This is a genomic window from Knoellia altitudinis (genome assembly GCF_042666355.1).
Classification (GTDB): domain Bacteria; phylum Actinomycetota; class Actinomycetes; order Actinomycetales; family Dermatophilaceae; genus Knoellia; species Knoellia altitudinis.
Window position 1 is genome coordinate 45,626 of record NZ_JBHTDK010000001.1, and the last position, 15,438, is coordinate 61,063.

Sequence of the window (15,438 nt, forward strand, 5' to 3'; positions counted from 1 at the left end):
AGTCTGCCGTAGGCGGGTCAGAGCCGTCCCTTGGGTGCACCCAGCTTGGTGGCGCGCCAGTGCGGTGACGCGTGGAAGGCGCCGCCCGCGTGCAGGCCGGCCGTCGCTGCGGCCTCCTCGATCTCGGCCGGGTCGACGGCCCCGTCGGCCTTGTCCTTAGGGGTGAGGGCGACGACGAACCCGCCCTCGGCGAGCACGCCGACGAGGTCGACGAGAGCATCGGTGAGGTCACCGTCGTCGGCTCGCCACCAGAACACGACTGCGTCGGTCTCGCCGGTGTAGTCCTCGTCCTCAAGGTCGGAGCCGATGACGTCCTCGACGGCGAAGCGGAAGTCGTCGTCCACGTCGTCGTCCCAGCCGAACTCCTGCACGATCTGCTCGGCGGCAAAACCGAGGCGCTCGACGGCACCTGAGCCGCCAGGCCCGGAGTCGGCAGGCGGTGGTGCAGCGGTGTTCACGGTGGGACTACCTCTCGTCGGATGGTGCTGGGGTCACTAGTTGACTAGGAAGATCGTCGGTCGTGCAAGCGCTTCGTGAGATTTGCCGTGCTGCGCGAGCCCGGGCCGACTCGTCGATGAGCAGCCGCGCCGCGACGTCGTGGTCCAGATGAGGCACGCGGACGCCCACCGGGCCGGGCGTGGACACCAGTGTGACGGTTGCAAGGTCGAGAGGGCGATCCAGCGGCCCCTGCGAAAGGCTCAGCGACTGGACCCGGGCGTGCGGCATGACGGAGACCCGCCGGGACAGGCGACCCGCGCGCACCATGACCGAGTGCGGTGACACGGCGTATCCCGCCCGGCGCCAGCTCAGGGGGTCGAACCGCCTCGCCCGAGGTGAGACGAGGGTCCACCCGCCGGCCTCGCCGTCCTCGACGGCGGCCGCGCGCAGGTCGGCCTCGGAGAGCGCCGGGTCGAGCAGGGTCAGGACATCGAGGGCCTGGTCGAGGGTGCCGACCGGGAGCACCGTGGTCTCGTTGTCGGTGTTGCCCGAGGGGTCGTGGGCGATGCCCGCCACGTTGACCTTGACGCGCCACCAGCCCAGCGGCCGCCACCACAGGGGTTGGACCATGCCCACCGCCTGGATGCGGTGCAGCGGGACGGTCGTCGTCCGCTTGTCGGTGAGGCCGTGCTGGATGCGCGCCGAGGTGCCGGTGTCGGCGAGCCGGAAGTTGCCGTGCTTGAGCAGCTCCCCCACCCGGTTGACGACGATGCCGAACGCCAGCGGACCGAGCGCCGGGAGCGCGATGGCTGCGCCGGTGAGCGTCTCGAACGTCGACCCGTAGGTGGCCAGGGCCACGCTCCCCCCGAGCAGGGCCATGGCCCCCAAAAAGATCGTCCCGCCGTGCAGGATCGTGGCCACGAAGAGGCGGGAGTTCGGGACGCGCAGCACCTCACGCCCCTCATCGCCCCCCGTGTCGGCAGGCGTACCGGTCCGCGACGGGCCCGCCTCGTCACGGCGCCCGGCGAGGTCGAGCAGCTCGTGACGCACCTCGTCGGCTCGACCGGCACTGAGGAACGCGAGCTTGAGCTGCGCGTCGCCCCCACCGGCCGACTGCACGATCACCTGCGAGAGACCCGTGAGCTGGGCGAGCAGCGGACGGCTGATCTCGATGGCCTGCACCCGCTCGAGGGGGACCTGTCGGTGCTCGCGGAAGAGCCACCCCTTGCGGAACTCGATCTGCCCGCCGGTGACCCGAAACTTCGAGAACCGCCACATGAGCCAGCCGAGAAGGGCCACGACCAGCAGGCCCACGAGGATGACGGCAGCGGCGACGAGCGAGTGGTCGAAGACGAACCCCAGGCCCTCGCGGAAGCCCTCATCGGTGGCCTCGTCGCCCTGGTCACGTCCCCCTCCACCCCACCCACGGAAGATGTCGTCGACGAACTGCGTCGCGGCATACCCGAGGATCGCGATGCCGACCACACCGCCACGCAGGACGGGCGACAAGGGGTGCAGGTGCTGCCACTCGTGCAGCTCCAGGTCGCGCCCCTCGCGACCGGACGGGCCGGGTCGCGAATCCTCCTGTGTCACAGGCCTGCTCGCTGTGCCTCACCACGGGCGGCGAGTCGGCCCCGCAGCGCCTCGGCCTCGTCGACGGGCAGGCCCGGCAGCGTTCCACCACTCTCGGGCGAGGCGGTGTGGAACTCGCACGAGGCAATGCCCCGGGAGCGCATGAGCGGACCGGACTCGACGTCGATGTACTGCAGGCGGCCGTAGGGAATGCTCACGAGCGAACGGAAGAGCCGCCCCTTGCGGATGACGATCTCGTCGGGGAGCTCGATCCAGGTGATGGCCGAGACCTGGCGCACGATGAGCCAGGCTCCCCAGGCGATGAGGACGGCAGCGGCGCCCGCACCGATCCAGAACCACGGTGAGACGAGCAGCGCGAGCACGACGAAGGCGACGAGGAACGGCGCGAGCCACCCACCGAGGGTGATGAGTCGCACCGTCCGCAGCGCGGGGCTCACGGTGCGCCACGGCAGCTCCCCACCGCGCAGGGTCACGGCGGCCGGGTCCGGGGCCGGCTCCAGCGGGGTGGTCATGACCCCAGCCTGCCATTCGGCCCCCGAGTGCCTGCCATGTGAACCCCACTGTGACCGTGACCACTCCCAGTGGAAGGATGGACGGGTCGGCCCCACCGGGTCGAAACCGCAGAAGAAGGGACATCGTCGTGACGTTTCGCGAGGAAGCCGGCCCAATCCTCAATGGCCTCCCCAGCAGCCTCACCGACATCGACCCCGAGGAGACCTCGGAGTGGTTGGCCTCGCTCGACCAGGTGATCGACGAGGGCGGTCGGAAGCGCGCGCGCTACCTCATGCTGCGTCTCCTGGAGCGGGCGCGAGAGAGCCAGATCGGTGTCCCCTCGCTCACGGCGACCGACTACGTGAACACCATCGACCAGGAGCAGGAGCCCTGGTTCCCCGGTGACGAGGAGGTCGAGCGGCAGTACCGGCGCTGGATCCGGTGGAACGCCGCCGTCATGGTGCACCGCGCCCAGCGTCCCGGAGTCTCGGTCGGCGGGCACATCTCCACCTACGCCTCCGCGGCCACGCTCTACGAGGTGGGCATGAACCACTTCTTCCGCGGCCTGGACCACCCCGGCGGCGGGGACCAGATCTTCTACCAGGGCCACGCCTCCCCCGGGATGTATGCGCGCAGCTTCCTCGAGGGCCACCTCGGCGAGACCGACCTCGACGGTTTCCGCCAGGAGAAGAGCCACATCGTCGACGGCAAGATCCGGGCGCTGTCGTCCTACCCGCACCCGCGGATGATGCCGGACTACTGGCAGTTCCCGACCGTGTCGATGGGCATCGGCCCCATGAACGCGATCTACCAAGCGCAGTTCAACAAGTACCTCCACAACCGGGGCATCAAGGACACCGCCGAGCAGCGCGTCTGGGCCTTCCTCGGCGACGGCGAGATGGACGAGCCGGAGTCGCGCGGACTCCTGCAGCTCGCGGCCAACGAGGAGCTCGACAACCTCACCTTCGTCGTCAACTGCAACCTGCAGCGGCTCGACGGCCCGGTGCGCGGCAACGGCAAGATCATCCAGGAGCTCGAGGCCTTCTTCCGTGGCGCCGGCTGGAACGTCGTCAAGGTCATCTGGGGCCGTGGCTGGGACCCCCTGCTCGCGGCCGACCGCGACCACGCCCTGCGCCACATCATGAACACCACGACCGATGGCGACTACCAGACCTTCCGCGCCAACGACGGCGCCTACGTCCGCGAGGAGTTCTTCGGTCGCGACCCGCGAACCCGCAAGATGGTCGAGGGCCTCACCGACGACCAGATCTGGCACGACCTGCAGCGCGGCGGGCACGACTACCGCAAGGTCTTCGCCGGCTACCAGGCGGCGGTCAACCACACCGGACAGCCGACCGTCGTCCTCGCCCACACGATCAAGGGCTACGGCCTCGGCAAGGGCTTCGCCGGTCGCAACGCGACCCACCAGATGAAGAAGATGTCCGTCGAGGACCTCAAGGGCTTCCGCGACCAGCTGCGGCTGCCCATCACGGACGCCCAGATCGACGAGAACCCCTACCAGCCGCCCTACTTCCACCCCGGTGAGAACGACTCGACGCTCGAGTACATGCTCGAGCGTCGTCGGGCCCTCGGTGGCTCGATCCCGCAGCGCCGCAGCAAGTACACCCAGGTCTCGCTGCCCGGGGACGAGGCCTACACGCAGGTCCGCAAGGGCTCGGGCAAGCAGACGATCGCGACGACCATGGCGTTCGTCCGGCTGCTCAAGGACCTCATGCGCGACAAGGAGTTCGGCAAGCGGATCGTGCCGATCATCCCCGACGAGGCACGCACCTTCGGCATGGACTCGTTCTTCCCGACGCTGAAGATCTACAACCCCCACGGGCAGAACTACACCCCCGTCGACCACGACCTCATGCTCAGCTATCGCGAGTCGGTCTCCGGTCAGATCCTCCACGCCGGCATCAACGAGGCCGGGTCCGTCGCCGCCTTCACCGCGGCCGGGTCGAGCTACTCGACCCACGGCGAGCCGATGATCCCCATCTACGTCTTCTACTCGATGTTCGGGTTCCAGCGCACTGGTGACTCCATCTGGGCCGCCGCCGACCAGCTCTCCCGAGGCTTCCTCATCGGGGCCACGGCCGGCCGCACGACGCTGACCGGTGAGGGCACCCAGCACGCCGACGGACACTCGCCGCTGCTCGCCTCGACCAACCCCGGCGTCATCACCTACGACCCGGCCTACGGCTACGAGATCGCGCACATCATGCGTGACGGCCTGGAGCGGATGTACGGCGAGGACCCCGAGAACGTCATCTACTACGTCACCGTCTACAACGAGCCCTACGTGCAGCCGAAGGAGCCGGAGAACCTCGACCGCGAGGGCGTGGTGCGCGGGCTCTACCTCCTCGAGAAGGCCGACACCGCGGGCTGGACCCACACCCCGGCCCGGGCCCAGCTGCTGGCATCCGGCGTCGGTGTGCCGTGGGCGCTCGAGGCCCAGCGGCTCCTCGCCGACCACTGGGGCGTCGCCGCCGACGTCTGGTCGGTGACGTCCTGGGGCGAGCTGCGCAGGGACGGTCTCTCCTGTGACGAGGACGCGTTCCTCCACCCGGAGAACGAGGTTCGCGTGCCCTACGTGACGCAGAAGCTGGCCGACGCCGAGGGTCCCGTGCTCGCGACGTCCGACTACATGCGTGCGGTGCCCGACCAGATCGCGCAGTACGTCCCCGGCGAGTTCCACTCGCTCGGCACCGACGGCTTCGGGTTCGCCGACACCCGGCCCGCTGCCCGACGCTTCTTCCACGTCGACGGTCCCTCGCTCGCGGTGCGCACCCTGCAGGTGCTCGCCGCTCGCGGTGAGGTCGCCCCGGATCTGGCGACGAAGGCCGCCGAGAAGTACGACCTCCTCGACGTCCGCGCCGGCACGAGCGGCAACGAGGGCGGCGACAGCTGACCGTTGTCGGAGCGCCACCCGTCCGCAGCCCCGGTCGACCTCGGGTCGACCGGGGCTGCGGCGTGAGGGTCCCGCCCGGGTGTCGGGGATGCGGGGCCATCGCGGCTCCCGTCGGCCCGCATGACCGACACCGGGTCGCCATCACCCTCGGCGTGACCGCGTGCCTGCTGGACGGCGACGACCCCACCCTGGTCGAGGGTGAGGTCGTTGCCACGCACGCCCCGGGCCACACCTGCGGGTCGGGAGGGACTGGAGAGGGCGGTCAGCGGGCGAGGAACTCCGTGCGCGCCTTGACGCAGATGTCCGGCTGGTCGCAGAAGACGCCGTCGACGCCGGCCTCGAAGAAGCGGGTCACCTCGTCACCCATCCGGCCGTAGGTCGCCGGGTTGGTGCCGATCCGGTAGTCGACGGGCAGGAACGAGTTCTCGGCCCGGAACGTGTACGGCGTGACGTCGAGCCCGGCCTTGTGCGCATCGGCGACGAGTGCGGTGGGCGTGCCGAGCGTGCCGTCGGCGTTGCGCGGGATGACCCGGCTCTTGTCGACCCCGAGGCCGTCGACGTCCTTGACGAGTGCCTTGAGGCTGGTGGGGGTGAGCAGGTCGGTGTAGGTGCGCGGGTCACCCTGGTCCACGAGGTCGTAGGGTCGGCCGCTCCCGCTGACGAGGAAGACGAGACCGGCCTTGAAGCCGAGCTCGTCGTCGAGCCGGATCAGGGGGGTCAGCTCGAAGCTCTGCACGAAGACTGCGGCGTTGGGGCGGTTGAGGCCGTGAGCGGTGAGGGCAGACACCACCGCGACCTCGGGGTCGAAACCGGCGTCGTGGAGGAAGGTGGAGTGCTTGATCTCGGGGATGACGCCGATGGTGCGCCCGGTCTGCCTGCTGAGCTCCTCGCGGAGGTCGAGCACCTCCTCGAACGTCGGCACCTCGAACTGGCCGTCGAAGCTCGCGCTCTCCGGACGCTGCGCCCCGAGTCGCTCGACAGCCCTGAGGGTCTTGAGCTCGGCAAGCGTGAAGTCCTCCACCCACCAGCCCGTGACGGCTGCGCCGTCCAGCCGCTTGGTCACCTTGCGGTCGGCGAACTCGGGGTGGGCCGCGACGTTCGTCGTGCCACTGATCTCCGGCTCATGACGGGCGATGAGGACGCCGTCCCTGGTCAGGGTCAGGTCCGGCTCGATGAAGTCCGCACCCTGCTGCACGGCCAGGCGGTAGGCAGCGAGCGTGTGCTCGGGCCGATAGCCCGAGGCCCCGCGGTGCGCGTGCACGAGTGGCGTCGTGAACTTCGCCCGGCCGTTGGAGGTGGGCGGGGCGTCGGCCTGGGCCGACGCCGTCGCGGTCAGGGTCGACAGAGCCAGACCGGCAGCAAGGGAGAGGGAGACAAGGGTTCGCTTCATGCCTGCCAAGGTAGGGCGGTCTCGGTCCCACCGCCTGTCGGGGACATGGACAGTGGGTGACAAGACCACGACACCTGGCCGACCGGCATACGCACAGTTTGTGGTTATACGCTCGGCTGTATAGTCTTGCAGCGTGTCCAAAGTACTCACGTCCCTGCCGGTCGGCCAGCGCGTCGGCATCGCCTTCTCCGGAGGTCTCGACACCTCCGTCGCCGTCGCCTGGATGCGCGAGCGAGGCGCAGTCCCCTGCACCTACACGGCCGATCTCGGGCAGTACGACGAGCCCGAGATCGACACCGTGCCGGAGCGCGCCGGAGAGTACGGCGCAGAGGTTGCCCGACTCGTCGACTGCCGCAGCGCCCTCGTCGAGGAGGGTCTGTCCGCCCTCGCCTGCGGGGCCTTCAACATCCGCAGCGGCGGCAGGACCTACTTCAACACCACTCCCCTGGGCCGGGCCGTCACCGGCACCCTGCTCGTGCGCGCCATGCAGGCCGACGACGTCTCGATCTGGGGGGACGGCTCGACCTTCAAGGGCAACGACATCGAGCGGTTCTACCGCTACGGACTCCTCGCCAACCCGGACCTGCGCATCTACAAGCCGTGGCTCGACGAAGCCTTCGTCGGCGAGCTCGGCGGCCGGCACGAGATGAGCGAGTGGCTCACGGAGCGCAACCTTCCCTACAAGGCCAGCGCCGAGAAGGCCTACTCGACCGATGCCAACATCTGGGGCGCGACGCACGAGGCCAAGACCCTCGAGCACCTCGACGAGTCCATGGAGATCGTCGAGCCGATCATGGGCGTCAAGCACTGGGACCAGTCGGTCGTCATCGAGCCGGAGGAGGTGACGGTCCGCTTCGTCCAGGGTCGGCCGGTCGCCATCAACGGTGAGGACCTGGAGCCGGTCGCGCTCGTCGACCTCGCCAACACCATCGGCGGCCGGCACGGGCTCGGCATGTCCGACCAGATCGAGAACCGCATCATCGAAGCCAAGTCGCGAGGCATCTACGAGGCTCCGGGCATGGCGTTGCTGCACATCGCCTACGAGCGCCTCCTCAACGCGGTCCACAACGAGGACACCATCGCGAACTACCACGCAGAGGGTCGCAAGCTCGGTCGGCTGCTCTACGAGGGCCGCTGGCTCGACCCGCAGTCGCTCATGCTGCGCGAGGCCATCCAGCGGTGGATCGCGTCGGTCGTCACCGGCGAGGTCACGTTGCGACTGCGGCGCGGCGACGACTACTCGATCGTCAACACGACGGGTGAGAACTTCAGCTACCACCCCGACAAGCTGTCGATGGAGCGGGTCGAGAACGCCGCCTTCGGGCCCCTGGACCGGATCGGTCAGCTGACCATGCGCAACCTCGACATCGCCGACAGCCGGGCCAAGCTCGAGCTCTACGCGAGCCAGCCCGTCGAGCAGGGTCAGCTGCTCGTCGAGAACGGCACCCTCTTCGGCGACCTTCCGGCCGGCGGCTACGACCGGATCGCCGACAGCCCGGTCGACCGCAGCTCCGGCGACGACGCTCTCGACCGTGCAGCCATGGAGTCCGGCAGGGACTGAACCGGACCTGCGCGGCCAGTTCCGGAGGATGCTGGGTGCCATGGACGGGCGACAGGTTCTCGAGCGGGCCGTGGCGACTCTGGGAGTGCTGGGGCTGATCGGCGCGCTGCCGATCTATGTCTCGTCCGGACTGGTGGCTCCGCTGTGGGCAATCGTGCTCCTGCTCCTCTTCTGGGCGCTGCTCGCCGTGCTGTCCCTGCGGTGGTTCACGCGCCGACCCTGGCTCGTGCTCCTGCTCCCGGTCGTCGCGGCGGCGGTCTGGCTGCTCACCCTCACCCTCGGGGAGCAGCTCCTGGGGTGGCGGCCCTGAGGGGCACCACGACGCACGACGGCGTATGCCGGGAGGTTGTGCACGGCATACAAATAGACTTCCGTCGTGGCCACCTCGAGAACCCGCCCGTCGGCAGCGACACGCCGCCGGGTCGAGCGCACCGCAGGTGACCTCGGCGCGGCCGCGGTGCAGCAGATGGAGAGCGACCACGAGTGGTATCGCGCCCTCCCCGCCGAGGAGCGCTCGTGGGTGGGGCTCATCGCCCAGGCCGGCATCAAGTCGTTCATCGAGTGGTTCAGCGGGAGCCAGGACCATGCCCACGTCACGGCCGACGTCTTCGGCACCGCGCCGCGCGAGCTGACCCGGTCGATCAGCCTCGGCCAGACCCTGGACCTCATGCGCACCGTCGTCGACGTGGTCGAGCGGGAGTCCATGAACCTCGCGGCCCGGGGCGACGAGACCAAGGTGCGCGAGGCGGTGCTGCGCTACAGCCGTGAGATCGCCTTCTCCGTCGCCGAGGTCTACGCCCACGCGGCCGAGGCCCGCGGCGCCTGGGACGCCCGGCTCGAGGCACTCGTCGTCGACGCCGTCATCCGCGGCGAGGCCGACGACTCCATGCAGTCCCGAGCGTCCGCGCTGGGGTGGGGCACGACCACGGACGTGTGCGTCCTCGTCGGGTCCACCCCGAGCACAGGGACCGCACGGGTGGTCGACGAGCTGCACCGCGGCGCCAAGCGTCTCGGTGTCGAGGTGCTCGTCGCGATCCACGGCAGGCGCATCGTCAGCATCGTCGGACAGGTCACCGATGCCCTGACGACGGCGTCCCGCCTTGGCGAGCACTTCGGCGAGGGTCCGATCGTCGTCGGTCCGGTCGTCCCACACCTGTATGCCGCGGGGCGCAGCGCCCGCGCCGCACTGTCGGGTCACACGGCCGCTCCGGCGTGGCCCACCGCCCCACGTCCGGTCCTCAGCGACGACCTGCTCGCCGAGCGGGCCCTCCTCGGCGACCTCCCGGCGCGGGCGGCCCTCGTCTCACGGGTCTATGCGCCCCTGTCCGCCAGCGGTGGCGGCAACCTCCTCGAGACGGCCGCGGCCTACCTCGACGGAGGTCTCGGCCTCGAGGGCACCGCCCGTGCACTCTTCGTCCACACCAACACGGTGAGGTATCGGCTGGGCAAGATCGCCGACACCATCGGCTACGACCTCACCGACCCGCACGACGCGCAGACCGTGCGGCTCGCCCTGGCCTATGGGCGAGTGGCCCCGGAGCCGTCGACCCGCGTGGCCCGGGCGTCGGGGCCCCCGTCACCGCCGTTGTAGGAACCCTACAGATCTGGCGGCCGAGAATCGTCTCGGTCCGTCGCCCCCAGCAGGCTCGGTCACCGCCACTCTGAAGAGGTGCTTGTGATCGTGTGCCCGGGACAGGGCTCCCAGACCCCCGGCTTCCTCACCCCTTGGTTGGCCATCCCCGGCCTGCGCGAGCGGATGGGGTGGCTCTCCGCCGTCGCCGGCATGGATCTCGTCAAACACGGGACCGAGTCGGACGAGGAGACCATCAAGGACACGGCCGTCGCGCAGCCGCTCATCGTCGCCTCGGGCCTCGTCTCGCTCCTGGCGCTCTTCCAGCACCCCGCTGACGGCTTCCGCCTCGTGGGGGCCGGCGCCGGCCACTCCGTCGGTGAGATCACGGCTGCGTCCGCCGCGGGTGTGATCTCGGCCGAGCAGGCCATGGTGTTCGTCCGCGAGCGCGGCCAGGCCATGGCGGCCGCGAGCGCCGTCCAGCCGACCGGGATGAGTGCGGTCATGGGCGGCGACCCCGACGAGGTCCTCGCCGCCATCGAGCGCCACGGCCTCACACCCGCCAACATCAACGGCGCCGGCCAGGTCGTCGCCGCCGGCACGATGGAGCAGCTTGCCGCGCTCACGGCCGAACCCCCGGCCAAGAGCCGGGTCATCCCGCTCAAGGTCGCCGGGGCGTTCCACACCGAGCACATGGCGCCGGCCGTCCACGTCCTGTCCGGCTACGCCAAGGCCATGTCGACCCACGACGCCCGCGTGCCGCTCGTGTCCAACCGCGACGGCGCCGTCGTCCACAGTGGCCGCGAGGTCCTCGGGCGCCTCGTGAGCCAGGTGAGCAACCCGGTGCGGTGGGACCGCACGATGGAGACCTTCGCCCAGCTCGGTGTCACGGGGATCATCGAGATCCCCCCTGCCGGCACCCTCGCCGGTCTGGCCAAGCGCGCCCTCAAGGGCGTCGAGATCCTGGCGCTGAAGTCCCCCGACGACCTCGAGCAGGCGCACCGCATGGTCAAGGAGCACGCCGTCTCGTCCGGCGTCGCACAGGACCCGACGTGGCGCCTCGTCATCAGCCCCGCCAAGGGCATGGTCTCCTTCACCGCGACCGAGCTCGGGACCGAGGTCGAGACCGGCAGCGTCATCGCCACCGTCGGCACCCTGCGCGACACCTATGAGGTCGTCGCGCCGCACGGTGGCCGCATCGTCGAGTGGCTCGTGGAGGACGGCGACCCCGTCTCACCGGGCCAGCCGATCCTTCGCCTCCACCCCCAGGAAGGCTGAGCCGCCATGTCCGGACTCATCACCTCTCGCACCGGTGCGGCTCACACCCGCATCTCGGGCATCGGCGCCTACCGACCGCGCCGGGTCGTCCCCAACTCCGAGCTCGTCGAGGCGATCGACTCCTCCGACGAGTGGATCCAGGAGCGCTCGGGCATCAAGACCCGACGCTTCGCCGGTGACGGCGAGAGCGTCGTCGACATGTCCGAGTTCGCCGCCCGGGGCGCTCTCGAGATGGCCGGTCTCGACGTCTCCGACATCGACGCCGTGATCCTGGCGACCGTGACCTTCCCCTACCAGACCCCTGCCGCCGCACCGGCGCTGGCCGACCGCATGGGCATGTCCAAGCCGGCCGCCTTCGACATCTCGGCTGCGTGCGCGGGCTACTGCCACGGCATCTCTCTCGCGAACGACATGGTGCGCGCCGGCAGCGCCCGGCACGTGCTCGTCGTCGGCGTCGAGCGCCTCTCCGACTTCACCAGCCGCACCGACCGAGGGGTCGCGTTCATCTTCGGCGACGGCGCCGGGGCTGCGATCGTGTCGCCGTCCGAGACCGTGGGCATCGGGCCGACGGTCTGGGGGTCCGAGGGCGACAAGTGGGACGTGATCGCGCAGAACGAGAGCTGGATCGACGTCCACGAGAAGAAGCTCGAGTGGCCGACGATCGGCATGCAGGGTCAGCGGGTCTTCCGTTGGGCCGTGTGGAGCATGGCCCCCGTGGCCCAGCAGGCGCTGGACGCCGCCGGCGTGACGGTCGACCAGCTCGACGCGTTCATCCCACACCAGGCCAACGTCCGGATCATCGACGCGATGTGCAAGCAGCTCAAGATGCCCGAGCACGTGGCCGTCGCCCGGGACATCGTCGACATGGCCAACACCTCCGCGGCCTCCGTGCCACTCGCCACCGAGCGCCTCCTGCGCGAGCAGCCAGAACTGCGGGGTGCCCTCGCCCTGCAGATCGGCTTCGGGGCGGGCCTGTCGTATGCCGGACAGGTCGTCGTCCTGCCATAGATACTCCCGCGGTCCGCGGGTCATCACGGACCAAGCACGACAGCACCACCGCAGCACCCCAGAGCGTCCGCATCCGGCGGACCCGAACCATGAAGGAGCAGGACACATGGCTCAGAGCGAGCAGGAGATCCTCGCGGGTCTCGCAGAGATCGTCAACGAGGAGACCGGCCTCGACCCCGAGACCGTCCAGAGCGACAAGGCGTTCACCGACGACCTCGACATCGACTCGCTGTCGATGATGACCATCGTCGTCAACGCCGAGGAGAAGTTCGGCGTGCGCATCCCCGACGACGAGGTCAAGAACCTCCGCACCGTCGGCGACGCCGTCACCTTCATCAAGTCCAACCAGAGCTGACCTCAGCTGTTCCGTCGGTGCCGCCCCCATGTCGTGGGGGCGGCACCGGGACACCTTCCCACGCCAAGGAGTCATCGACATGAGCACCGAACGTCGCGTCGTCGTCACGGGTCTCGGAGCCACCACCCCGCTCGGCGGGACGATCACCCAGACGTGGGAAGCGATCCTCGCCGGCACGTCGGGTGCTCGCCCCCTGACCCAGGACTGGGTGGAGAAGTACGAGCTGCCCGTCACCTTCGCCGCCTCGATCCACACCTCCCCCGAGGAGGTGCTCACCAAGGTCGAGTGCCGCCGCATGGATCCCAGCGCGCAGTACGCCATGGTCGCCTCGCGCGAGGCCTGGGCCGACGCGGGTTCGCCCGAAGTCGACCCGGACCGGTTCATGGTGGCGATCGGCACCGGCATCGGCGGTGTCCACACCCTCCTCACCCAGTGGGACAACCTGCGGGAGAAGGGCGTGCGGCGCGTCTTCCCGCTCGCCGTCCCCATGCTCATGCCCAACACGAGCAGCGGCAACGTCTCGCTCGCCCTCGGCGCCCGCGCCGGTGCCCACACCGCCGTCTCCGCGTGCGCATCGGGCGCCGAGTCGATGGCCCTGGCGATGGACCAGATCCGTCTCGGCCGAGCCGACATCGTCGTCGCCGGTGGCACCGAGGCCGCGATCCACCCGCTGCCCTTCGCCGGCTTCACCCAGATGCAGGCGCTCTCGACCCGCAACGACGACCCGACACACGCCTCCCGCCCCTATGACACCGCTCGTGACGGCTTCGTCATGGGCGAGGGTGCGGGCGTGATCGTCCTCGAGTCCGAGGAGCACGCCAAGGCCCGTGGCGCACGGATCTATGCCGAGCTCGGAGCTGCCGGGATGTCCTCCGACGCCCACCACATCACCGCCCCCGAGCCGGAGGGTGCAGGCGCCTCCCGCGCCATGATCGAGGCCGTCGAACGGGCCGGGCTCACGGCCATGGACATCGTCCACATCAACGCGCACGCCACGTCCACCCCTGTCGGTGACGTCGCCGAGGCCAACGCCATCCGTCGCGCCTTCGGTGACGCGACCGACGGCATGTGCGTCAGCGGGACCAAGTCGATGACCGGGCACCTCCTCGGTGCGGCCGGCGCTCTCGAGGCCCTGTTCACCATCCTCTCCGTGCACCACCGCATCGCCCCGGCGACCATCAACATCGACGACCTGGACCCGGCCATCGCCCTCGACGTCGTCCGGGGCGAGCACCGCACGCTCCCCGACGGTGACATCGCGGCGCTCAACAACTCCTTCGGCTTCGGCGGTCACAACGTCGCCCTCACCGTGAAGAGCGTCTGATGTCACGCCAGCCCAACGAGTCCTCCGCGACTGCGTCCGCAGCGACGAAGCCCAAGCCGGACCGGGCCACCGACCCGCGCAACCCGCGGCTGCGCCTCGAGGCCTTCTTCGACGAAGGCACCGTCGAGCTGATCACCCCCGAGGACACCTCCGGCATGCTCGCCGCCGTGGGCACCTGCCAGGGCACCCGCGCGGTCGCCTTCTGCTCCGACGCCACCATCATGGGTGGCGCGATGGGGGTCGACGGCTGCAAGGTCGTCGTGGCGGCCTACGAGCGGGCGCTGGCGGACGGCATACCGGTCGTCGGCATCTGGCACTCGGGAGGCGCACGCCTGCCCGAAGGTGTCGTGAGCCTGCACGCGGTCGGTGAGGTCTTCGCGATCATGACCCGGGCGTCCGGCAAGATCCCGCAGATCTCCGTCGTCATCGGCGCGGCGGCAGGCGGCGCGGCCTACGGTCCCGCCCTCACCGACATCGTCATCCTCGCCCCGGACGGACGGATCTTCGTCACCGGACCCGACGTCGTCCGCTCGGTCACCGGCGAGAACGTCGACGCCCTGCGCCTCGGTGGACCGGAGCCGCACGGACGCCGCAGCGGCGTGGTCCACGTCGTCACCGAGTCGACCGAGCAGGCCTACGAGCGGGGGCGCCAGCTCTGCTCCCTCCTCGCCGACCAGGGGACGCTCGAGGTCTCGAAGGTCGAGGACTTCGACCTCGAGGCGACCTTCCCGGAGTCGGCCAAGCGCGCCTACGACGTCCATCCGGTGGTTGACAACGTGCTCGACAAGGGCGCCGACTCCGTTGAGCTGCACCCGCGTTGGGCCCCCAACATCGTCACGCAGCTCGGTCGTTTCGGTGGCCGCACCGTCGGCGTCATCGCCAACAACCCCATGCGCCTCGGCGGCTGCCTCGACTCCCCCTCGGCCGAGAAGGCTGCTCGCTTCGTGCGCATGTGTGACGCCTTCGGGGTGCCGCTCATCGTCCTCGTCGACGTCCCGGGATACCTGCCCGGAGTCGGCCAGGAATGGGACGGCGTCGTCCGCCGCGGGGCCAAGCTGCTCCACGCGTTCGCCGAAGCCGTCGTGCCGCGCGTGACTCTCGTGACCCGCAAGACCTACGGCGGTGCCTACATCGCGATGAACTCGCGCTCGCTCGGCGCCACTCGGGTCTTCGCGTGGCCGACCGCCCACGTCGCGGTCATGGGTTCGGTGGCGGCGATCCGCATCCTCCACCGTCGCCGCCTCGTCGAGGTCGACGACGCCGACCGCGCGGCGGTCGAGCAGCAGCTCGCCGACGAGCACGACGCCCTGTCCGGTGGTCTGGCCCGTGCCGTCGAGATCGGCGTGGTCGACGAGATCGTGGAGCCCAACGTGACCCGCTCGGCCATCGCCAGGGCGATCGCTGAGGCACCCCAACGCCGGGGCGACCACAACAACATTCCCCTGTGATCTCTTCGCAGGCTCAGAGCTCCCCGGAGGACCCCGCCCTGTGATCTCTTCGCAGGCTCAGAGCTCC

The 15,438-nt window shown here is 70.0% G+C and carries 13 protein-coding genes; 9 read left to right on the forward strand and 4 right to left on the reverse strand.

What is annotated here, in order from left to right:
* Positions 1 to 17: 17 nt before the first annotated feature.
* The 3 genes from ACFQW8_RS00240 to ACFQW8_RS00250 are packed head-to-tail and all read right to left on the reverse strand — an operon-like array spanning position 18 to position 2,543.
* Positions 18 to 458, reverse strand: coding sequence for a DUF3052 domain-containing protein (locus tag ACFQW8_RS00240; RefSeq protein WP_380084968.1), 441 nt, complete (start codon positions 456 to 458; stop codon positions 18 to 20).
* Between the two features lie 7 nt (positions 459 to 465).
* The gene (locus ACFQW8_RS00245) at positions 466 to 2,031 is read right to left on the reverse strand and encodes a PH domain-containing protein (protein WP_380084969.1); all 1,566 of its coding nucleotides are present in this window, start codon (positions 2,029 to 2,031) and stop codon (positions 466 to 468) included.
* Positions 2,028 to 2,543 carry a PH domain-containing protein gene (locus tag ACFQW8_RS00250; protein WP_380084970.1) on the reverse strand — a complete coding sequence of 172 codons (516 nt, stop codon included), beginning with the start codon at positions 2,541 to 2,543 and terminating at the stop codon, positions 2,028 to 2,030. Before ACFQW8_RS00250 ends, ACFQW8_RS00245 begins: the two co-directional genes overlap by 4 nt.
* Positions 2,544 to 2,671: 128 nt before the next feature.
* On the opposite strand from ACFQW8_RS00250, the gene aceE reads away from it, so the two are divergent.
* Positions 2,672 to 5,437: a pyruvate dehydrogenase (acetyl-transferring), homodimeric type gene (aceE, locus tag ACFQW8_RS00255; RefSeq protein ID WP_380084971.1), complete on the forward strand. Its 2,766-nt coding sequence runs from the start codon at positions 2,672 to 2,674 to the stop codon at positions 5,435 to 5,437.
* A 262-nt stretch (positions 5,438 to 5,699) separates the two neighbouring features.
* On the opposite strand, the gene ACFQW8_RS00260 is transcribed toward aceE, so the two are convergent.
* The gene (locus ACFQW8_RS00260) at positions 5,700 to 6,827 is read right to left on the reverse strand and encodes a glycerophosphodiester phosphodiesterase (protein WP_380084972.1); all 1,128 of its coding nucleotides are present in this window, start codon (positions 6,825 to 6,827) and stop codon (positions 5,700 to 5,702) included.
* A gap of 133 nt (positions 6,828 to 6,960) precedes the next feature.
* Here ACFQW8_RS00260 and argG point away from each other — a divergent pair, with 133 nt between their 5' ends.
* The 8 genes from argG to ACFQW8_RS00300 all read left to right on the forward strand — a co-directional run bounded on the left by argG (position 6,961) and on the right by ACFQW8_RS00300 (position 15,371).
* Positions 6,961 to 8,388, forward strand: coding sequence for an argininosuccinate synthase (gene argG, locus ACFQW8_RS00265; RefSeq protein WP_380084973.1), 1,428 nt, complete (start codon positions 6,961 to 6,963; stop codon positions 8,386 to 8,388).
* A gap of 40 nt (positions 8,389 to 8,428) precedes the next feature.
* Positions 8,429 to 8,698: a hypothetical protein gene (locus tag ACFQW8_RS00270; RefSeq protein WP_380084974.1), complete on the forward strand. Its 270-nt coding sequence runs from the start codon at positions 8,429 to 8,431 to the stop codon at positions 8,696 to 8,698.
* A gap of 66 nt (positions 8,699 to 8,764) precedes the next feature.
* A complete protein-coding gene (locus tag ACFQW8_RS00275) occupies positions 8,765 to 9,979 on the forward strand; it encodes a PucR family transcriptional regulator (protein ID WP_380084975.1) in 1,215 nt (404 codons plus the stop codon).
* Between the two features lie 78 nt (positions 9,980 to 10,057).
* Complete coding sequence (locus tag ACFQW8_RS00280) at positions 10,058 to 11,236, forward strand: acyltransferase domain-containing protein (RefSeq protein ID WP_380084976.1); 1,179 nt, start codon at positions 10,058 to 10,060, stop codon at positions 11,234 to 11,236.
* A 6-nt stretch (positions 11,237 to 11,242) separates the two neighbouring features.
* Positions 11,243 to 12,244 (forward strand): beta-ketoacyl-ACP synthase III, encoded by a 1,002-nt coding sequence (locus ACFQW8_RS00285; RefSeq protein ID WP_380084977.1) that lies wholly within the window; start codon positions 11,243 to 11,245, stop codon positions 12,242 to 12,244.
* A 106-nt stretch (positions 12,245 to 12,350) separates the two neighbouring features.
* Positions 12,351 to 12,599, forward strand: a complete 249-nt coding sequence (locus ACFQW8_RS00290) for an acyl carrier protein (protein WP_380084978.1) — start codon at positions 12,351 to 12,353, stop codon at positions 12,597 to 12,599.
* Between the two features lie 79 nt (positions 12,600 to 12,678).
* Positions 12,679 to 13,923 (forward strand): beta-ketoacyl-ACP synthase II, encoded by a 1,245-nt coding sequence (gene fabF, locus ACFQW8_RS00295; protein ID WP_380084979.1) that lies wholly within the window; start codon positions 12,679 to 12,681, stop codon positions 13,921 to 13,923.
* A complete protein-coding gene (locus tag ACFQW8_RS00300) occupies positions 13,923 to 15,371 on the forward strand; it encodes an acyl-CoA carboxylase subunit beta (RefSeq protein WP_380084980.1) in 1,449 nt (482 codons plus the stop codon). Before fabF ends, ACFQW8_RS00300 begins: the two co-directional genes overlap by 1 nt.
* The last annotated feature ends 67 nt before the right edge of the window (positions 15,372 to 15,438 follow it).